At 59.8% G+C, this 19,667-nt stretch carries 15 protein-coding genes; 3 read left to right on the forward strand and 12 right to left on the reverse strand.

Going from position 1 to position 19,667, the window contains the following annotated elements:
* Window positions 1-137: 137 nt before the first annotated feature.
* The 11 genes from nosZ to DET50_RS12900 all read right to left on the reverse strand — a co-directional run bounded on the left by nosZ (window position 138) and on the right by DET50_RS12900 (window position 15,443).
* Window positions 138-2,036, reverse strand: a complete 1,899-nt coding sequence (gene nosZ / locus DET50_RS12850; RefSeq protein ID WP_113863242.1) for a TAT-dependent nitrous-oxide reductase — start codon at window positions 2,034-2,036, stop codon at window positions 138-140.
* Window positions 2,037-2,102: 66 nt separating this feature from the next.
* A complete protein-coding gene (nosR, locus tag DET50_RS12855; RefSeq protein WP_404932744.1) occupies window positions 2,103-4,181 on the reverse strand; it encodes a transcriptional regulator NosR in 2,079 nt (692 codons plus the stop codon).
* 173 nt (window positions 4,182-4,354) lie between these two features.
* A complete protein-coding gene (locus tag DET50_RS12860; protein WP_113863244.1) occupies window positions 4,355-4,756 on the reverse strand; it encodes a ribonucleotide reductase subunit alpha in 402 nt (133 codons plus the stop codon).
* Between the two features lie 37 nt (window positions 4,757-4,793).
* The gene (locus DET50_RS12865) at window positions 4,794-5,180 is read right to left on the reverse strand and encodes a putative zinc-binding protein (RefSeq protein ID WP_113863245.1); all 387 of its coding nucleotides are present in this window, start codon (window positions 5,178-5,180) and stop codon (window positions 4,794-4,796) included.
* Window positions 5,181-5,222: 42 nt separating this feature from the next.
* Window positions 5,223-5,972: a Crp/Fnr family transcriptional regulator gene (locus DET50_RS12870; RefSeq protein ID WP_113863246.1), complete on the reverse strand. Its 750-nt coding sequence runs from the start codon at window positions 5,970-5,972 to the stop codon at window positions 5,223-5,225.
* Window positions 5,973-6,343: 371 nt separating this feature from the next.
* Window positions 6,344-7,150, reverse strand: coding sequence for a peptidylprolyl isomerase (locus tag DET50_RS12875; protein WP_092001953.1), 807 nt, complete (start codon window positions 7,148-7,150; stop codon window positions 6,344-6,346).
* A 143-nt stretch (window positions 7,151-7,293) separates the two neighbouring features.
* Window positions 7,294-7,974 (reverse strand): respiratory nitrate reductase subunit gamma, encoded by a 681-nt coding sequence (gene narI, locus DET50_RS12880; protein WP_113863247.1) that lies wholly within the window; start codon window positions 7,972-7,974, stop codon window positions 7,294-7,296.
* Window positions 7,975-7,993: 19 nt separating this feature from the next.
* A complete protein-coding gene (gene narJ, locus DET50_RS12885) occupies window positions 7,994-8,734 on the reverse strand; it encodes a nitrate reductase molybdenum cofactor assembly chaperone (protein WP_113863248.1) in 741 nt (246 codons plus the stop codon).
* Between the two features lie 10 nt (window positions 8,735-8,744).
* Entirely contained in the window at window positions 8,745-10,322 is a 1,578-nt protein-coding gene (gene narH / locus DET50_RS12890; RefSeq protein WP_113863249.1) for a nitrate reductase subunit beta, read from the reverse strand.
* Window positions 10,319-14,062 (reverse strand): nitrate reductase subunit alpha, encoded by a 3,744-nt coding sequence (locus tag DET50_RS12895; protein ID WP_113863250.1) that lies wholly within the window; start codon window positions 14,060-14,062, stop codon window positions 10,319-10,321. The genes narH and DET50_RS12895 overlap by 4 nt, the downstream gene beginning before the upstream one ends.
* Before the next feature lie 112 nt (window positions 14,063-14,174).
* On the reverse strand, window positions 14,175-15,443 hold the full coding sequence (locus tag DET50_RS12900; RefSeq protein ID WP_113863251.1) for an MFS transporter: 1,269 nt from the start codon (window positions 15,441-15,443) through the stop codon (window positions 14,175-14,177).
* A gap of 186 nt (window positions 15,444-15,629) precedes the next feature.
* On the opposite strand from DET50_RS12900, the gene DET50_RS12905 reads away from it, so the two are divergent.
* From DET50_RS12905 to ubiT, 3 genes are all read left to right on the forward strand, one after another.
* Window positions 15,630-17,489 (forward strand): histidine kinase, encoded by a 1,860-nt coding sequence (locus tag DET50_RS12905; RefSeq protein WP_113863252.1) that lies wholly within the window; start codon window positions 15,630-15,632, stop codon window positions 17,487-17,489.
* 16 nt (window positions 17,490-17,505) lie between these two features.
* Entirely contained in the window at window positions 17,506-18,162 is a 657-nt protein-coding gene (gene narL / locus DET50_RS12910) for a two-component system response regulator NarL (protein ID WP_113863253.1), read from the forward strand.
* 234 nt (window positions 18,163-18,396) lie between these two features.
* Complete coding sequence (gene ubiT / locus DET50_RS12915; protein WP_113863254.1) at window positions 18,397-18,900, forward strand: ubiquinone anaerobic biosynthesis accessory factor UbiT; 504 nt, start codon at window positions 18,397-18,399, stop codon at window positions 18,898-18,900.
* A gap of 67 nt (window positions 18,901-18,967) precedes the next feature.
* On the opposite strand, the gene DET50_RS12920 is transcribed toward ubiT, so the two are convergent.
* Window positions 18,968-19,591 (reverse strand): bacteriohemerythrin, encoded by a 624-nt coding sequence (locus tag DET50_RS12920; protein WP_113863255.1) that lies wholly within the window; start codon window positions 19,589-19,591, stop codon window positions 18,968-18,970.
* Between the last annotated feature and the right edge of the window lie 76 nt (window positions 19,592-19,667).

Genomic DNA, 19,667 nt, shown 5'->3' on the forward strand with positions numbered 1-19,667 from the left:
CCAAGGATGGCGGAGCTCAAGCGTCACAGGGACGTGCCGAAGGAGCGTGTTTTGGAAAGCAGTCTCCTCTTGGATTGCTCCTCCCAACCTCAGGGGAGGAGCCGGGACTCCACGAGAGAGTCCCGGCAAAGAGAAGATCAGGCCTTCTCAACAATCATGCGGCCCCGCATTTCCATATGCAGCGCATGACAGAACCAGTTGCAGTAATACCAGTGAACGCCCGGCTTGTCTGCCACAAAGGTCACCGAAGACGTCTGCTGCGGACTGATCTCCATGCTCACACCATGGTTCACCATACAGAAACCATGAGTCACATCCTCGATGGTGTCCTGGTTAGAAACATAAACCGTGACCTCATCGCCCTCCTTGACCTTGAACTCAGTCATCCCGTACTGCGGCGCAACCGAGGTCATGTAAACACGCACCTTGTTGCCGTCACGGATCACCTTGTTATCGGCCTCCAGGGTCACACCATCCTTCTTCGCCTGTTCAACCGCAGAGGCAAAGTAAGGATCGTCACGATCGTAAATCTTCTTGGTCTTGATCTGGTCACGACGCACCAGGATGCAGTCATGGGGCTCCGCAAAGGTCGGGCCATCGTGCACCAGCTTCATTTCCTCGCCGGAAATATCGATCAGCTGATCGTTCTCCGGGTGCAACGGGCCGCACGGCAGGAAGCGGTCTTTCGAGAACTTCGACAACACCACCAGCCACTTGCCATCGGCGTCCCGGGACTCGGTCAGGGAGGCGTGGTTGTGGCCCGGCTGATAGTGAACATCCAGCTTCTGGCGGATGTAGTTCACCTTTTCGCCGTTGTAGTGCTTGATGGCGTCAGCAATGTTCCACTTACACACCTGGCTGTCGATGAACAGCGTGGTGTAAGCATTGCCCCGGCCGTCATAGGTGGTGTGCAGAGGTCCGAGACCCAGTTCCGGCTCCGCCACAACCACGTCACGCTCGTCCTTCAGCTTGCCGTCAAACAGATCGTCCAGCTTGTCGATAGCGATCACGGTACAGGTCGGGGACAGTTTGCCGTTGGCGATGAAATACTTGCCATCGGGCGAGGTGTTCAGGCCGTGCGGGTTCTTCGGAACCGGGATGTAACGGGTCAGTTCCGAACCATGGCGGCCATCGACCACCGGCACCTTGGAATCACCCAGGGTCTCGAAGTTACCGTCCTTGACCGCCTGCTCGATACGCTCAATGTTGAACACCACGGCCCAGTCGCGGTCGTTGCGCATGGTACCGGCCAGGTCCAGGGCCTTCTCGGAGTTGTAGCAGGTGGAACAGGCGTATTTACCGGTGTAGTCGGCATCGGTGTTATCCAGGTTACCGTCCACAATCACCTGGAAAGCCACCTTCATTGTGTCCGCGTCTACCGCATTGAACATGGTGAAGCTGCTTTCAAGACTGGTATCGCTGCCATCGTTCGGATGGGGAATCACATACTCGGCGTTGCAGAAAACATACTTGGTCCGGGGGACCTTCTGCAGACGCAAACCATGAATCGCCTGAACGTTGGGAATGGTGGTGATCTTGTCACACTTCATGATGTCCAGACGGATCCGGGCAACCCGGGTGTTGGCCTTGTCGTTGATGAACAGATATTTGCCATCGTAGCGGCCATCCGTCATGGAAATGTGCGGGTGGTGAGCATCACCGTTGGAGAAGCGGCTGCTTTCCCCGAGCACTTCTTTACTCTCGTTGGTGATGCCCCAACCGGTGGCGGAATCCACGTTGAAAACCGGAATCCGCATCAGCTCGCGCATGGAGGGAACCCCAAGTACACGCACTTCACCGGAGTGGCCGCCACTCCAGAAACCGTAATACTCGTCCAGCTCGCCGGGGTGCACCACAAATTTGTTGCGGGCTTCCTCCGCCGCGGCCGCGAACGACTCCCTGGACATCACGGCCGTACCGAGACCGGTTGCACCGGCCACGCCGGCCAATGCCGCAGCGCCCATGAACCGGCGGCGGCTCTGGCCGCTTTCCGGAAGCTCTGGCGTATCCTTGCTCAGATCATCTCTTTTCTTCATAACATCCAACTCCGTTATTGGTAATGGCGGTTTTTGCTTCTCATGCTTTCTTTTTTTTGGGACTGCTCAAGTCACCTGAACCACGGGGATTTCCTCCGGATGGCCCGGTGCGTTGTGGCCACGACGCTTACCGCGACGCTTGACGATCAGCGGCGGGCACTTGTGGTCATCGAAATAGGTCATCTGGCAATCCAGGCAGTAATGGCATTCCATGTAGTTGATGTGTCCGTCCGGATGGATGGCCTGAACCTCACACTCGTGGTCACACAACCGGCAGGGGTTGCCACATTCCTTGCGGCGCTTGAGCCAGTCGAACACCCGCAGCTTGCTCGGCAACGCCAGCGCTGCGCCCAGCGGGCACATGTACCGGCAGAACACCTTTCGGGTGAACAGGTTGACCACCAGCAGCAGGGCAGCGTAGGTGACAAAGGGCCAGCTGCGGTCGAACTTCAGGGTGATGGCAGTCTTGAACGGCTCCACCTCGGCCAGGCGCTCGGCGGTGGCCATGGAATCCAGCGAGACGCCGAACAGTACCAGCAGAATGATGTACTTGATGGCCCACAGCCGCTCATGCACGGCGAACGGCACGGTGTACTGTGGCACCTTGAGCTTCCGGGCAATCTCGTTCAGCAATTCCTGTAGCGCCCCGAACGGACACAACCAACCGCAGTACACCGCTCGACCCCACAGCAGGATGATGCCGGCGACAACGGCCCAGAGTATGAAAATGACCGGATCGATCAGGAAGGTCTTCCAGCTGAAGCCGCTGATCAGGCTGTTGACGAAGGTCAGTACGTTGACGATGGACAGCTGCCCCATGGCGTACCAGCCGATGAAAAACAGGGTATAGGTCAAGAAGGCGTGGCGGATCCAGCGCATCATCTTCGGCTTCTTTACCAGCCAATCCTGGAAAAACAGAATGAACATCAGCACACCGATACCGATGCCGAGCACCACAATCTGGAACTCGCGCTGATACCACACCTGTACCCACATGGGCTGGTCCGCCAGCATTTCCTCTTCGGTCATGACCGGTTCCGGGCGCGTGTAGTACTGGTCCGGCAACTGGTAAGTCAGCGGGAATACCTGGAATTCGCTGTCCAACGGACCGGTCTGACGTTTGACGGTCAGTTCGAGGGTCCATTCAGTGCCGGGATCGAAGTTGTACTGCTGGCGAATAATGAAAATCGCCATCTCGTTGAAATCGGGCATGCCCTCGGCGTACACATCGCTCAGCCGGTAGTAATCGAGATCCCGGAAGTTGAAGGTGTCACCGAACTGGCGGATCTGGATGCGATCGAAGATACCGCCACGAACGTAACCGGAGCCCTTGAAGGAGTATTCACCGTTGGCCATAACCGCGATGGCGTGTTCACCTTCCTTCAGCTCGCCGGTCAGCCACTGGAACTGGCTCTCGCCCAGCAGGTTACGGCCGATGGTTGGTACATCCAGGTAAGCCGTGTACAGGTCAATCAGCGGCTTGCCGCGGTGTTTCTTCGGCGTTGGGTCGATGCCTTCCGCATCCGTACCCTTGAAGGCGTCATCCACCTGGCCCCGGGTCAGTTTCATCCGGCGCACCGAGCCTTCTCCGAGCAGCGTCTGCCAGCCCTTGTCCTGGAAGCTTTCGGTCTGGACGTTTGCCATGGGTGGGCGGGCTTCGCTCAGGCTTTCAACGAGCCCCAGCTCGGCCCCAACCCGGTGGGCCGATTTCATGATGACCTCGTTCACCACCATAACCGTGACCGTTGCGCCGGACAGACCGTCAACAGCGACCTTGCGCTCCGACGACGTCCCACCCACCGTTACTCTTTGGTCTGCCTTGAGGCCCACGTATTGGTCGGTAAACTCGTGTAGCTTGCTCTCGGGGATGCCGACCAGAAGGATCGGTTCGTGATGCTCGATAACATGTGAGCTCACGATTTTTCCTTCGGTATCGAGAACGACCACAATATTGAGCGGCTTGCCGGAATACGCCGGAGTCTGGACGAAATCGAGACTCTGATAGGCATAGCCTTTCAGTTCATCTCCGGCATACAGTTCCTGGATGGCGCGGTTACCCTCTCTTGGAACCAGGTCGGTCACGGACGGCATGGCTTTCTGGATTACCTGGCGCGCAGCCACAGGCTCGTATTGCCCCACTGGCATGGCCAGAACGGCAGTGCTGACAAGGGTAAAAAGAAATACTGCAAAGCTTCTTACTGCTAAGCTCACGAGAGCCCCCATATCCATAGGTATATCAAAAGCTTGGTCAATTATTGATGGAAAGGAAATACCCCTAATTGAATACACCCCGGGGGGCAGGCCCACCGGGGCTCGGGTCAGCCCAGGTCGATTGCTTCGCCCTGGCCATTCAGAGGCAGGTAGTTGCTGATATGACCCATGCGGATACCTTCCACCATCATTGTCAGGGGCTGCTGGGCCTCGTCACTGGAGGGCGCGGTGCCACCGCGACCGGACATGGCAGCTACGAACACCATGTCCCAGGGCTGGCCGGTGGCTTGCGATTCCTGCGCCAGCACGTTGAAGTCGGGGGCTTCGTCCGGGGTTTTATCAACGCAGATAACGGGGGTCAGTGCACCACCCTCGCCGCGCTCGAACGCGGCTTTTTCTTCTGCAGATGCGTCATCCGGCAGCTCTGCTCGGCAGAAGACAAACAACAGACGCTGGGGTTCGGGCTGTTCACGGGTGGCCTGGATGAGATCCTGGTAGTTGCTGATCATGGGTGTTCCTTGAAAAGAAAGGGGTGTCCGCCGGGCCTTACGCCTGGCGGGCAATCAGTCGTTCGCCGAGCGAAAGGCTGCGAACTTCGTCGCAGACTTCCTCGACCGCCTCGTCACCGTAACTCTGGCCGTAGTGTTTCTTGAAGCCGAATTCGTACAGGCGGACGTGTTCATCCGGTTCCACACCGACGTTTTCCAGGCAGGCACGGGCGCAATGCAGGGGGCAGCCGTCGATCACGGTGATCGGGCGGCCGGACCGGGCGGTTTTAACCAGCGCCGGTACTTTGCCGCCCACACCTGAGATGCAGGACATCTCGAAGCTGCCTTCGTGGTCCAGGCGGACCGCCGCGTTGTTGGCGAGCTGCGCCACGTCGGAGCAGCCGGAGCAGGAATAGATCAGCGGGCGTTGCTTTCTCGGTTTCACACATCCTCCTCTGGAAGAGCCTGGAGGTTTCAGGGCAATGAATTACTGGCTGATTTCAATCAGTCGCTGGGGATCGGAGATAAACAGCTTGCTCCGGTTGACCCGCACGAGGCCGTTGGCTTTCAGGTCGGCCAGGATCCGGGAGAAGGTTTCCGGCTGCATGGCCAGTCTGGAGGCCACCAGGCATTTGGGCAGCGGCAGCTCCACTTCCCCACCCTGTTCGGTGCCGTTTGGCAGCAGGTCGATCAGGTAGCGGATCAGTCGGTCCCGGGCGTTCTGGACGGTCATGATTTCGAGGTCGTGGAAACGGGTGACGGCGCGCTTGGCGTAGTGGCTCAGGGCAGCCTGGGCGTACTCGGGATGCTGGTCCAGCAGCTCGCGGTAGGCTTTGACCGGGATCATCAGCACTTCGCTGGATTTCAGGGCTTCGGCGTAGCAGGCATAGCGGGGTGGATCAGCGTAGATCATGACTTCGGCGAAGCAGTCGCCCGGGGCGATGCTGTCGAGGGTGCGGTCGATGCCGGATGAATCCAGGCGATACAGGCGCAGGCGGCCGGAGATCACGAAGAAGAAGTGATGGGCCGGCATGTCCTGGCGGTACAGCAGCTGGTGGTGGCCCAGGCGGAGGCGCCGGGACTGCTGGATGAGGCTCTCAAGGTCCCGGGGCCGGAGGTTGCGGAACAGCGGGTGGCTGCGCAGTGCCTGGAGGCCATCTTCGTCGTCAAACGGTTTGTTGACGGCTACGAGTACGGGTTTGCTGTAGCGGGTGTCGGCTGATTGCATCAGTGCCATGTGAGTGTCCCCCTGCATATACATGCATTCAAAATCTTGATTTAAATAGTAGATGCAAACTGGTTGAAAATCGCTCCCCCGATGGGGGTATTCGGGTGGTTATTCCTGAGTAATTGATTTAACTCAAAGATTAGTTTTGCTATCTACTTAAGTAAAATCGGGGCGCGGACTGGACGGGAGTTTCTCTTCAAATCCCCCCTCCCTCTGTAGTTCAGTGGCGCTTCAGCTTTGGAGCACAGCCTGGCAGGAAGCCCCTTTCCAAAACACGCTCCTTCGGCACGTCCATGTGACGCTTGAGCTCCGCCATCCTTGGCTCCGCACAGTTTTGGAAAGGGGCTTCCTGCCAGTCTCCAGAGTTTTCTCCAAACGCCTTACTGCATCAGCGGAGAATCCGGCAGTTCCAGATCAACTCCTTCCACACCAGTTTCCGCAGCCAGTACCTGCAGGTACTGCCGGAACGCCCTTCTGGTCACGCTTTCGCTCAGGTACTGCCGGATCTGGGGCTTTACATGCTCATAGGGCAGTTGTTCACCGTCGATGCGCTGGTCGACGCGGACGATGTGCCAGCCGTAGCGGGTTTCGATCAGTTCCGGGTTCAGGCCTTCCTGGAGGCTGAGGACCGGGCGTTCGAATTCTTCCACGGTCTGGCCCTTGCTGATCTGGCCTAGGCTACCGCCCTGGTGGCGGGACTCGCAGGCGGAGTATTGTTTGGCCAGTTCGGCAAACTGGGAGCGGCCATCCAGGAGGGCTGACAACAGTTGGCGGCCGGCCTCTTCCTGGCGGATGCGTTCCTGGACGTCGTCCGGGGCGGCGGCGAGGAGGATGTGGCTGACGGCCATCAGTGTCGGGCTGCGGAAGCGGGCCGGGTTGGCGGCGTAGAAGCGTTCGCAGTCTTCCTCGGTGGGGTCCGGGACGTTGAGTTCCAGCTCCAGAACGCGGGCGATGCGGTCTTCTTCGTCTTCAATGTCGTCCAGCTTCAGGAGCGCGGCCTGTTGCAGGAGCAGTTCGCGGATGACGAGGCTTTTGGCGGCTTCGTGCCAGGCCTCTGCCACTTCTTCCGCCGGGTGGTGCTGCATTTCCCGGGCGATGTCGTCTTCCGGAATCAGCGTTTCGCCCACGTAGACCGGCGGGAACTGGTTTCTGGGCTTGTCGGCTTCGCCAGTGGGGATCAGTTGCATGGTGCTAACCTCGGTGGTGAACCTGAACTTGGGGTCAGAAGAAGGCTTTCTTCAGACCCCGTTTTCTTAAGCAAACTCAGGAGCTGGGACTTAACCCCGGGGTCAGATGAACGCTTTCATCTGACCCCTTTTTCATCTCAGGTTCACGCCCGCTTGCGCACCACCTGGTACTTCCGTCCGAAATACTCCACCGGCACACTCAGCATGTGCACCAGGCGGGTGAACGGGAACAGTACGAAGATGGTCAGGCCCAGGAAGATGTGGGTCTTGTAGATCCAGTTCACGTCCGCGATGTAGTCCGCCACACCGGAGCCCTGCAGGGTGAAGATTCCCTGCGCCCAGGCTGTGAACTTGAGCATGGTGGCACCATCCAGGTGGCCCATGGTGGGCAGGATGGTGAGCAGGCCGAGGGCCAGCTGGATTACCAGGATGATGATGATCATGTTGTCTGCGAAGGTGCTGCTGGCCTGGACCCTCGGGTCGGTCATGCGGCGGTAGGCGAGCATGCCGCCACCGATGATCGCCATCACGCCGGCGATGCCGCCAACCACAATGGCCATCACCTGTTTCTGACCCGGGGTCATCAACCATTCATAGGCCCAGTGGGGTGTCAGCAGACCGACCAGGTGACCAAAGAAAACCACCAGTACACCTACGTGGAACAGCACAGAGGCCATTACCATGTTTTTCTTGCGCAGCATCTGGCTGGAGTGCGCCTTCCAGGTGAACTGGCCATGGTCATAGCGCGCCCAGGTACCGACAAACAGTACGATCAGGGCGATGTAGGGGTAGACCCCGAACAAGAGTGTATTGATATAGGACATCGTCTTTTCCTCCTGCGCCTCAGGCGCGCCCTGCCGGACGGGGTGTCGCATCCGTCATCAGCTGATCACTCAGGTGAATGGTCTGGGTCTGTTCCAGTTCGCGGCGGCGCTGTCCAACCACGCCACCGGTGCTGCAGGAACTACCCTGGTCATCCACGAATTTCACCATTTCCTCTTCCCAGACCTTGTCCAGGGCTTCGGGGGTATCGTCGCGCTCTTCCGAGGCCACGATCTTTGCCAGTTCCTGGCGGTCGGTATTGCGACCGGACAGGATCAGCAGGGAGTCCATGGCGACGTGGTAGAAGCTCTGGCGCTGGAACAGACGTTCGCCCAGCAGGCCCAGGATGTGGTGGATGTCTTCGAGCCAGTTCCGGATTTCCTCCCACGGGCGGGTGGAGAGGTACTCCAGAAACAAAGGAAGGTAGTCCGGCAATTCACGGGCGTCGATTTCCAGCCCGTTGCGACGGTACTCTTCCATCAGGTCCACCATGGCCTGGCCGCGGTCGCGGGATTCGCCGTGGACGTGTTCGAACAGCAGCAGGGAGGTGGCCCGGCCCTTGTCGAAGATGCCCACGTAGTTTTCCTGCAGGTCCAGCAGGTCGCCGTCACACAGCCGGTCGAGGCAGGTGAGCAGCTGCTCCTTGTTCTGCCGGGGCAGCCGGCTGTCCTCGAGGACAGCGGCTACCAGGGCATCCTTGGAGGCCTGAAGTTCTTCGGTCGGGTATTCCAGTACCCGGGCCAGTACTTTGAGAAGTTGCATCTTGGCCTCCTTATTCCTGCAGCTGTTTCGGGTCGACCTGCTTCACGGTGGCCAGCTTGCTCACCATGCTGGTGGTCTGCTTCTTGCCACCGAACAGGCTGAAGTCGCTGTCGCCACCGCTGCAGCCGTCGCCGAAGCTGAAGCCGCAACCGCCGCGCTCGCCATAGGCGGTAGCGTCCGGGAAGGCTTCCTTGGCCAGCTCGCGGTGGCTGGTCGGGATCACGAAACGGTCCTCGTAGTTGGCAATGGCCAGGTAGCGGTACATTTCGTCCGCCTGAGCCTTGGTCAGTCCTGCTTCCTCGAGGGCACGCAGGTCTTCCTTGCCTTCCACGGTTTCCGCGCGCTTGTACAGACGCATGGCCATGATCCGCTTGAGAGCCAGAACGATCGGCTTCTCATCACCGGCAGTCAGCAGGTTGGCCAGGTACTTGACCGGGATCCGCAGGCTTTCGATCTTCGGCAGTACGCCGTCGAACTCGACCTTGCCGGCTTCAGCGGCAGACTGGATCGGGCTGAGGGGCGGCACGTACCAGACCATGGGCAGGGTGCGGTATTCCGGGTGCAGCGGCAGGGCCAGTTTCCAGTCCACCGCCATCTTGTACACCGGGCTCTGCTGGGCGGCTTCAATGACGTTCATCGGGATGCCGTCTTTCTTCGCCTGTTCGATCACTTTCGGATCGAACGGGTCCAGGAAAATCTCCAGCTGCTTTTCATAGAGCTCATGCTCGCCCGGGGCGCTGGCCACTTCCTCGATGCGGTCTGCGTCGTACAGCAGCACACCCAGGTAGCGGATCCGGCCTACACAGGTCTCGGAGCAAACGGTCGGCATGCCGGCTTCGATACGCGGGTAGCAGAAGATGCACTTCTCGGACTTGCCGGTCTTCCAGTTGAAGTAGATCTTCTTGTACGGGCAGCCGGAGACACACATCCGCCAGCCGCGGCACTTGTCCTGGTCGATCAGGACGATGCCGTCCTCTTCACGCTTGTAGATGGCCCCGCTCGGGCAGCTGGCGACACAGGCCGGGTTCAGGCAGTGCTCGCACAGGCGCGGCAGGTACATCATAAAGGTGTTTTCGAACTGGCCGTAGATGTCCGCCTGGACCTGGTCGAAGTTCTTGTCCTTGCGGCGCTTGGCAAACTCGGTACCGAGAATTTCTTCCCAGTTCGGGCCCCATTCGATTTTCTGCATGCGCTGGCCGGAGATCAGCGAGCGCGGCCGGGCAACCGGCTGGTGCTTGCTGTCGCCCGCGGTGTGCAGGTGCTGGTAATCGAAATCGAACGGCTCGTAGTAGTCGTCGATTTCCGGCAGGTCCGGGTTGGCGAAGATATTCGCCAGCACCCGGAAACGGCCACCGATCTTCGGGCGGATCTTGCCGGAGTTGTCGCGCATCCAGCCGCCCTTCCACTTGTCCTGGTTCTCCCACTCTTTCGGGTAACCGATACCGGGCTTGGTCTCGACGTTGTTGAACCAGGCGTATTCCATGCCTTCACGGCTGGTCCATACGTTTTTGCAGGTGACTGAACAGGTGTGGCAACCGATGCACTTGTCCAGGTTCAGCACCATGCCGACTTGGGAACGGATTTTCATTTTACAGCCTCCTGAACAGTGTCGTTGCCTTCGCCGTCGAGCCAGTCGACGTTGTGCATCTTGCGGACCACCACGAACTCATCGCGGTTGGAGCCGACGGTGCCGTAGTAGTTGAAGCCGTAGGAATACTGGGCGTAACCACCGATCATGTGGGTCGGTTTCGGGCACACGCGGGTAACCGAGTTGTGGATACCACCCCGGGTGCCGGTGATCTCGGAGCCCGGAATGTTCACGATCCGCTCCTGGGCGTGGTACATCATCACCATGCCCGGCATGACCCGCTGGCTCACCACCGCCCGGGCCGCGATGGCGCCGTTGGCGTTGAACAGCTCGATCCAGTCGTTGTCTTCCACGCCGATCTCTTTGGCGTCGTCTTCGCTCAGCCAGACAATCGGGCCGCCGCGGGACAGAGTCAGCATCAGCAGGTTGTCGCTGTAGGTACTGTGGATACCCCACTTCTGGTGCGGCGTGATCCAGTTCAGCGCTTTCTCCGGGTTACCGTTGCTGCGCTGGTTGATCATGCTACCCACCGCCTTGGTGTTGATGGGCGGGCGATACACCAGCAGGCTTTCACCGAAGGCGCGCATCCACTCGTGATCCTGGTAGAACTGCTGACGGCCGGTCAGGGTGCGCCAGGGGATCAGCTCATGGACGTTGGTGTAACCGGCGTTGTAGGACACGTGCTCGTCTTCCAGGCCCGACCAGGTGGGGCTGGAGATGATCTTGCGCGGCTGCGCCACGATGTCCCGGAAGCGGATCTTTTCCTCTTCCTTGTTGGTGGCCAGATGGGTGTGGTCCAGACCGGTGATGTCGGACAGTGCCTGCCAGGCCTTGACCGCTACCTGGCCGTTGGTTTCCGGCGCGAGGGTCAGGATCACCTCGGCAGCATCAATAGCGCTCTCGATCTTCGGACGGCCTGCGTTGGCACCCTCGATGTGGGTGTAGTTCAGGTCCTTCAGGAAGTTCACTTCCTTCTCGGTGTTCCAGTTGATGCCCTTGCCACCGTTACCCAGCTTGTCCATCAGCGGACCGAGGGAGGTAAAGCGGGCGTAGGTGTTCGGGTAGTCCCGCTCAACGGTGATGAAATTGGGCGCGGTCTTGCCCGGAATCAGGTCGCATTCGCCCTTCTTCCAGTCCTTCACGTCAAAGGCCTGACCCAGCTCTGCCGGCGCATCGTGCAGCAGCGGCAGGGTGACCACGTCTTTCTCGACACCGAGGTGGCCTTCGGCCGCCCTGGAGAAGGACTTGGCGATGCCCTTGTAAATTTCCCAGTCACTGCGCGCTTCCCAGGCCGGATCGGTGGCTGCGGTCAGCGGGTGGATGAACGGGTGCATGTCGGAGGTATTCAGGTCGTTCTTCTCGTACCAGGTCGCGGTCGGCAGAACGATGTCGGAATACAGGCAGGTGGTGGACATACGGAAGTCCAGGGTCACCAGCAGGTCCAGCTTGCCTTCCGGCGCCTCATCGTGCCATTTCACTTCCTGGGGCTTGGCACCACCTTCATGACCCAGATCCTTGCCCTGCAGACCGCTCTTGGTGCCGAGCAGGTACTTGAGCATGTACTCGTGGCCCTTACCAGAGGAGCCCAGCAGGTTGGAACGCCAGATGAACATATTACGCGGGCAGTTCTCCGGCGCTTCCGGGTCTTCGCTGGCGAAGGCCAGGGAGCCGTCCTTCAGGGACTGGGCCACGTAATCGGCCACTTCCATACCCGCCTTCTCGGCTTCGGCAGCGATGGTCAGCGGGTTGCGGTTCAGCTGCGGCGCAGACGGCAGCCAGCCCATGCGCTCGGCGCGCACGTTGTAGTCGATCAGGCTGCCACCGAATTTGGACTTGTCAGCCAGCGGCGACAGGATCTCGTCGACACCCAGCTTCTCATAGCGCCACTGGCCGGAGTGGGCGTAGAAGAAGGAGGTGGAGTTCATGTGGCGCGGCGGACGCTGCCAGTCCAGACCGAAGGCCAGCGGCTGCCAGCCGGTCTGCGGGCGCAGTTTTTCCTGACCCACATAGTGGGCCCAGCCGCCACCGCTCTGACCGATGCAACCACACATGATCAGCATGTTGATCAGGCCGCGGTAGTTCATGTCCATGTGGTACCAGTGGTTCATGCCGGCACCCACGATGACCATGGAACGACCCTTGGTCTTGTCAGCGTTATCCGCGAACTCACGGGCAATGCGGATCACTTTCTCGGCGGGTACGCCGGTGATCTTTTCCTGCCAGGCCGGAGTGTAGGGCTTCACTTCGTCATAGGAAGTGGCGCCGTCATCATCGCCCAGACCACGGCTGATGCCGTAGTTTGCGACCATCAGGTCGTAGACGGTGACCACGCGACCCTCGGAACCATCCGCCAGCTTGACCTTGCGGGTGCCCAGCTTGTGCTTGAGGATGTCCTTGATCTCGACATGCTGGAAGTGGTCGTGCTCGATGCCACCGAAGTACGGGAAAGCGACATCGACAACTTCGTCGTGCTTCTCGACCATGGACAACTGCAGGTTGACGTCTGTGTCCTTGGCGGTCTGCTTCAGGTTCCACTTGCCCTTCTCGCCCCAGCGGTAGCCGATGGAGCCGTTCGGAGCGGTCAGTTCGCCGGTGCTTTCGTCAATGGCGATGGTTTTCCATTCGGGGTTGTTCTCTTCACCCAGGCCATCCACCAGATCACTGGCACGCAGGAAGCGGCCCGGCGCGTAGCTGCCGTCGTCCTTTTCTTCCAGCATGACCAGGTACGGCATATCGGTGTAGCGGCGCACGTAGTCGGTGAAGTACTCACTGGGCTTGTCGACGTGGAATTCCTTGAGGATCACGTGGCCCATGGCCATGCCCAGAGCAGCGTCGGTACCCTGCTTCGGGTTCAGCCACTCGTCGGACAGCTTGGACACTTCCGCGTAGTCCGGCGTGATGGCCACGGTCTTGGTGCCCTTGTAACGGACTTCGGTGAAGAAGTGGGCGTCCGGGGTCCGGGTCTGGGGCACGTTGGAGCCCCAGGCGATGATGTAGCCGGAGTTGTACCAGTCGGCGGACTCCGGTACGTCGGTCTGCTCGCCCCAGGTCTGCGGGGAGGCCGGCGGCAGATCGCAGTACCAGTCATAGAAGCTCATACAGACGCCACCGATCATGGACAGGTAGCGGCTGCCGGCAGCGTAGGAAACCATGGACATGGCGGGAATCGGAGAGAAACCGATGATACGGTCCGGGCCCACCTTTCTGGCGGTATAGACGTTGGCGGCACCGATCAGCTCGTTGACCTCGTCCCAGCTGGAACGGACAAAACCACCCATGCCCCGGCGGGGCTTGTACTCGGCGGTTTTCTTCGGGTCCTCGACGATGGAGGCCCAGGCTTCGACCGGGTCGCTGTGCTGGGTCTTGGCCGCACGCCAGAGCTTCATCAGATGCTTGCGCATCAGCGGGTACTTCAGGCGGTTGGCGCTGTACATGTACCAGGAGTAGCTGGCGCCACGGGGGCAGCCACGAGGCTCATGGTTGGGCAGATCCGGGCGGGTGCGCGGGTAGTCGGTCTGCTGGGTTTCCCAGGTCACCAGACCGTTCTTGACGTAGATCTTCCAGCTGCAGGAGCCGGTGCAGTTCACGCCGTGGGTGGAGCGCACGATCTTGTCGTGCTGCCAGCGCTGGCGGTAGCTGTTTTCCCAGTCGCGGTTGACGTCGTGGGTTTCGCCGTGGCCGTTGGCGAACGGCTCGCGCTTCTTCCTGAAGTAGTTCAGTTTATCGATCAAATGACTCATGGTCTCTCTCCGGATCGGTTTCCGATGTGGAACCATTGTGGAATAGAGAAACCCTGAAATCTGCGTGGTTACTACTACATAACCCGGTTCTACCACCCTGGTGGTAGGCGCTCTATATCCCCGGGTGGAGAAGGCTCATACGCTCGTGCTCGCGGTTGTCCCGGGAGAACAGGAACAGGCAGCTGCACAGCAGAAGGAAAAGGATCATGAACACGGCGCTGCGGATACCCAGCCAGTGGTTTACCGCACCGAAAACGACGGGCAGAACAAAGGCGACCAAACTGGCCGCAACCAGCAACAGACCCGCCACAAACGCAGCGACTGACCGGTTACCCAGGATCACCAGACGCTGCAGGCCACCCATGGCACAACCCAGGGCCACGCCGAGCAACACCACAAATGCGCCTTCCATCATCAGTGGCAGGGCAAACTCCAACCGAATGGTGTCGTCCACCCCCCGGATGAATAACGTCATAGGCGGGTAGGACAGGACAAAAAGGGAGACCAGGCAAAGCAGCAGCGACCGGCTGATCACCCGCCCACTGCCAAAGCGATCAGACAATCCACCACCGACAATCTGCGCCAGGGCACCGGGTATGACAAACCATTGGGCCAGACTCGCCCCCGTCTGAACGGGCAATTCGAACTGAGAGGCCAGGTAATCCGGTAACCAGAGCGCAAGCGCGAAAAAACTGCCGGCCACCAGGCCGAAATAGGCGCACAGGTGCCAGGTCCGGTGATGGCTCAGCTGGCGAAGCAATACCCGCACCGAAGTCTCACTTCCAGGCTCGGCCCGGGAATCCTCAGCCGACGTCAGCAGCATCAGTAACGCAAGGACCAGGAGCAGAACAATAAGGTAGGCCACTGGCACGCCATGCCAGGAGAAGGCCTTATGGAAAAGGGGGACGAGGTAATAGTTAAACCCTGCCCCGGTCACACCGGCACCAAAGATACCCAACACCAGACCCAACCTCCGGGGTTCACAATGGCCGGTCACAAATTGCAGACCTGCGCTGTAGAAACCACCGGCCAGGCCAAGCCCGCTGGCAACGACCAGGTAACCGGCGTAGGTGTCTGCGGTGAGCATGAAAACCATACACAGGGCCAGCCCCGCCAGGCAGAACAGCATGATATTCCGGGCGCCGAACTTGCGGGCCGCCAGACCGGCGGGTACCGCCAACAAGGCGCTCACGGCCATGGGTACCGCCAGCAGAATGCCGAACTGGAGGCTGGACAGTTCAAGCTCCGCCCGCAGGTGCACCCCGGCCACCGCAAACAATGTCCAGCATCCGGCCGCCACGACAAAGCCGAACAACGCCAGGGGCAGCACTACCCACAGCGACGCCAGCGTGTCGTCATCCGGATCCATTTGCACCGTCATAGCCTTAACCCTTGATAACCCAACTTTTAGTCTCATCTTTTGCTCCTCAAGGGGTCAAAGACTATGATGGGTTACCAACTATCGGGGTAATTGACTATCCTCAAGGAGGTATCAAGAGCGGTGAAGTGCGGTCATAATTGAAGCCCCGCCAGCAAACTTTCGACAAGGCGTCGTGCAACTGACAGCATGAAATCCAGAAGCCCCCTAGTTAACCGTATCGCCATCGTTGTTGGCGCCATCGTACTGACCGCCGTCGTCAGCATGGCGACCACGCTCGCGGTCTCCAAGAGCATCGAGGGCAACGCCACCGCCATCAACCTGGCCGGGGCGTTGCGCATGGGAGCGTTCAACCTGCTGTCCCACGCAGCGGCAACCGGGCTCCACAGGGAAGATGAGCAAGGCCTGGCCGGCATGATGGACGACTATGGCGAAAAACTCTCCGATGCCACCATCCTCCGGGCCCTGCCCCAGGCTGTCGATCACCCGTTGAGTGCACAGTACCAGAGCATTCTTGACGCCTGGCAGGAAGAACTCCGGCCGGCCTTGCAAAACCACCCCGCCGGTGCGCCGATCACGCCGGCCATGCTCGACGCTGCGGAAAACTACGTGGCGGAAGTCGATACCATGGTGGGCATGCTCGAGCAGCGAACCGAAGCACGGATCGACCTGCTGCACCTGATCCAGATCATCAGCCTGGTGTTCTCAGTTCTGATCGTGATCGCCTTGTTCCTGGACCTCAAGAACCGGGTATTGCGGCCCCTGCGAAAGCTGGTGGGCATTGCCACAGCGGTGGGTGAACAGGACTTCTCCCACAAGGCGGAGCTGAAGGGCTCAGATGAACTGGCGCAGCTGGGCCAGGCGTTTGACCAGATGACCAGCGAACTCGCCCTCACCTACTACGAGCTGGAAGAACGGGTCCGCTCCAAGACCGAGGAGCTGGAGAAGAGCCACTCGGCGCTCCAGTTGCTGCATTCCGCCAGTCGCAGCCTGTTTGCCAACCATGACCTGTGCAGTGGGGCTGTCCCCATGCTGCAGGATCTCGAGCAGTTACTGGGTATCGGGCCAATTCACCTGTACCTCCACGACCGGGAGTCCGCGGAACCGGTGAGAGCCGTGACCACGGCCACCAAGGAACGCCCGTTCTACTGCCGGGACCACCATTGCAACGCCTGTCTGGTAACGCCCGAGGTTTATGATGACCTGCCGGTGGAAAACAACGATGGCCGGCGCCTGCTGCTGCCGATCCGGACGCCGGGCCTGCTGCTGGGCACCCTGGAAGTCTGGTACCCCAATGAGAAAGGGCTGTCCGAGACCGCCCGAAGGCTGCTTGAAACCCTGAGTGACCAACTGGCCACGGCCATCTACCTGGAGCGCCAGATCACCGAGGAGCAGCAGCTGACCCTGGCCGAAGAGCGCACCGTGATCGCCCGGGAACTCCACGACTCCCTGGCCCAGTCCCTCTCCTACCTGAAGATGCAGGTGGCTCGCCTGCGGCGCCTCAACATCGAGGGCCCCCAGAGGAAGGCCCACGACGGGATTCTGGACGAGCTCAGTACCGGCCTGAACAGTGCCTACCGGCAATTGCGGGAGCTGCTGGCCACCTTCCGCCTGAAACTGGACACGCCGGATCTGGCCACCGCACTGAGAAAAACCATTGACGAATTCAGCGAACGCCTGGGCAAGCCGGTGGAGCTGAATTACAACCTGCCGCCCCAGACCCTGTCGCCGAACGAAGAGATCCATACCCTCCAGATCGTCCGGGAAGGGCTGGCCAATGCCGTCAAGCATGCAGACGCCACGGATATATCTGTGGATGTGATGTTCGAGTCTCCGCAGGTCAAGGCCCGGATCCGGGACAACGGCAAGGGCCTGCCCGGCGGCGACCAGCCAGTAAATCACTACGGCCTGATTATCATGCAGGACCGCGCCCGTACCCTGGGCGGACAGGTAAACGTCAAGAACCGGGATGAAGGCGGCGTGGAAGTCACGCTAACATTCGTCCCCAAGAGCCGGAACCTGATTCCAACCGAAGTTTCCAGTGCCTGAACACAAGAGAGAGACCATGCCTGAATCACCCGCGAGTATTTTGCTGATCGACGACCACCCACTGCTGCGCCAGGGCATCAAGCAGCTGGTGGACATGGAAGACGACATGGAGGTTATCGGTGAGGCAAGCAATGCCACCGATGGCATCCGCATGGCCACCGAGATGGAGCCGGATCTGATCCTCATGGACCTCAACATGCCGGAGATGGATGGCATCGAGGCCCTGAAGAAGTTACGGGAACAGAATGTGAGCTCCCGCATCGTGATGTTCACCGTCTCCGACCAGGAAGATGACGTGGTCGCCGCCCTGCGCGCCGGTGCCGACGGCTACCTGCTCAAGGACATGGAGCCCGAGGAAATGATCGCCCAGCTGCACCAGGCTGCCGTAGGCAAAATGGTGATCAGCGACCGCCTGACCACCCTGCTGGCCCAGGCGCTGCGCTCCAACAAGCCGCAACAGACCGCACGCCCGGACTTTGACAGCCTCACTCCCCGGGAAAAGGACATCCTGCGCCTGATCGCCGAAGGCCTGTCCAACAAGATGATCGGCCGCAAACTCGACATCAGCGACGGCACCGTCAAGGTGCACGTCAAGCACCTGCTCAAAAAGCTCAACCTGCGCTCGCGGGTAGAAGTGGCCGTCTGGGCTGTCGAAGAAGGCCTGCACCGCTAAGGAGCCCCGAGGACGGGGTCTGAAGAAAGCCTTCTTCTGACCCCATCTTCACCCAATCTCCCAGCCACACCCGGGGTCTGAAGAAAGCCTTCTTCTGACCCCATATTCAGTCCATCTCCCAAGCTAACCGGGGGTCTGAAGAAAGCTTTCTTCAGACCCCGCCCCTGAGTTATATCAAAGCCTCCAAACCAGATTTCCCCTACCCTGCTCCCGAGCCAAATAACGGAGCCCACCATGCATCTCTCGTTACCCAAACTGCCGCCGTTCCCCGCGCACTACCCATTACTCAACCAATCCCTGGCAGTACTCCGGGAGTACCTCCCCTCTCCCGCTCCGGTGCTGGGCGCCATCGACCAGCGCATTCCCATGCCGGTCAAACAACTGGCAGCCGAGGCCCCACTGAATCGACTGTTCGCCGAGGCCATGGCCGATGGCGAGTTCGATGATTTCGAAGACCGCCGGATCCGCCTCGAACTCAATGGAGGTCACCCGGGCATAACCCTGGGTTTCTGGTCAGGCAGGCTGAGAGTGGTCAACGGGCCAGGCGAAGCGACCATCCGCGGCTCCCTGTCGGCATTCCGAACCCTCGCCGAGCGGCGCCAGGACCCGGATCAGCTCTTCTTCCAGCGTCGCCTCGTCATTGAGGGGGACACTGAGCTGGGACTTGCGCTGAAGAACCTGCTGGATGGACTGGAGTGGAATGTCAGCCTTCGGAGCATCCTGTTCCCGGCTGCCTGATCAAGATCACCAAACGGCTGTTTTTTATGGAGGGGAGATTGGCCCAGTATTCAACAAAACCGATGCATCACCGCCTTCGCTGAAGTCGATCCAGTTCAACCTCGGCCCTATGCCGCGCCAGTTTCTCCTGCAGCAATTGAACCGTAAGCGAAGACAGCTTGGCGTAGATTTCGAGCAGAGCATTCACCAGCACCGAGACGGACCCGCTGAGTTCCGAATCCACGTGCTCGCGGGCCTCTTCCAGGGGCAGCCCACCCTTCACTGCCTTGGCCGTAAGCGCCATACGCCGGTCCGACTCCAGAATGTGAAATGCCAGCCATCGAGTCAGATAATCAAACAGCTGTGAGAGTCTCTCCTCTTCGGTGCCATGGCCTTGCTTGAGTATCTGCACCTGGGCAAAAAACATCTGGTGGGCATCGTGATGGTTTCTGGCCATATCCGATTCCCCCAGCGCTTCCTGCCAGACCTTCTCCTCAGACTTGAAATGGTAGGCCGCGTACGAGAGTAACTCGTCCAGCACATGGTCAGAGGTGACTCGGGAAACATCGGACGCGAAATGCCACGCAAGCCGATTGAGAATATCGACCAGCACCTTATGTTGCTCATCAATTTCCTCGAGGCCTGTTTCGAAATTCCTGTTCCAGGGGAAAATCTCGAACTTTTCGGGCTGTGGCTGCCAATCCGGGTTCACCTTTCGCTCCGATCACTGAATATGGTCACTGCCCAGAATACTGCATAAGGGTCCGTCTAAAATTGCCCGATGTCAG

The organism is Marinobacter pelagius, from assembly GCF_003315345.1.
In the GTDB taxonomy this organism is placed as follows: Bacteria; Pseudomonadota; Gammaproteobacteria; order Pseudomonadales; family Oleiphilaceae; genus Marinobacter; species Marinobacter pelagius_A.

Bases quoted from the DNA above. Each gene is read 5' to 3' on its own strand.
- nosZ (WP_113863242.1), bottom strand. From the start codon at position 2,036: ATGAAGAAAAGAGATGATCTGAGCAAGGATACGCCAGAGCTTCCGGAA.
- nosR (WP_404932744.1), bottom strand. From the start codon at position 4,181: ATGCCAGTGGGGCAATACGAGCCTGTGGCTGCGCGCCAGGTAATCCAG.
- DET50_RS12860 (WP_113863244.1), bottom strand. From the start codon at position 4,756: ATGATCAGCAACTACCAGGATCTCATCCAGGCCACCCGTGAACAGCCC.
- DET50_RS12870 (WP_113863246.1), bottom strand. From the start codon at position 5,972: ATGGCACTGATGCAATCAGCCGACACCCGCTACAGCAAACCCGTACTC.
- DET50_RS12875 (WP_092001953.1), bottom strand. From the start codon at position 7,150: ATGCAACTGATCCCCACTGGCGAAGCCGACAAGCCCAGAAACCAGTTC.
- narI (WP_113863247.1), bottom strand. From the start codon at position 7,974: ATGTCCTATATCAATACACTCTTGTTCGGGGTCTACCCCTACATCGCC.
- narJ (WP_113863248.1), bottom strand. From the start codon at position 8,734: ATGCAACTTCTCAAAGTACTGGCCCGGGTACTGGAATACCCGACCGAA.
- narH (WP_113863249.1), bottom strand. From the start codon at position 10,322: ATGAAAATCCGTTCCCAAGTCGGCATGGTGCTGAACCTGGACAAGTGC.
- DET50_RS12895 (WP_113863250.1), bottom strand. From the start codon at position 14,062: ATGAGTCATTTGATCGATAAACTGAACTACTTCAGGAAGAAGCGCGAG.
- DET50_RS12900 (WP_113863251.1), bottom strand. From the start codon at position 15,443: ATGACGGTGCAAATGGATCCGGATGACGACACGCTGGCGTCGCTGTGG.
- DET50_RS12905 (WP_113863252.1), top strand. From the start codon at position 15,630: ATGAAATCCAGAAGCCCCCTAGTTAACCGTATCGCCATCGTTGTTGGC.
- narL (WP_113863253.1), top strand. From the start codon at position 17,506: ATGCCTGAATCACCCGCGAGTATTTTGCTGATCGACGACCACCCACTG.
- ubiT (WP_113863254.1), top strand. From the start codon at position 18,397: ATGCATCTCTCGTTACCCAAACTGCCGCCGTTCCCCGCGCACTACCCA.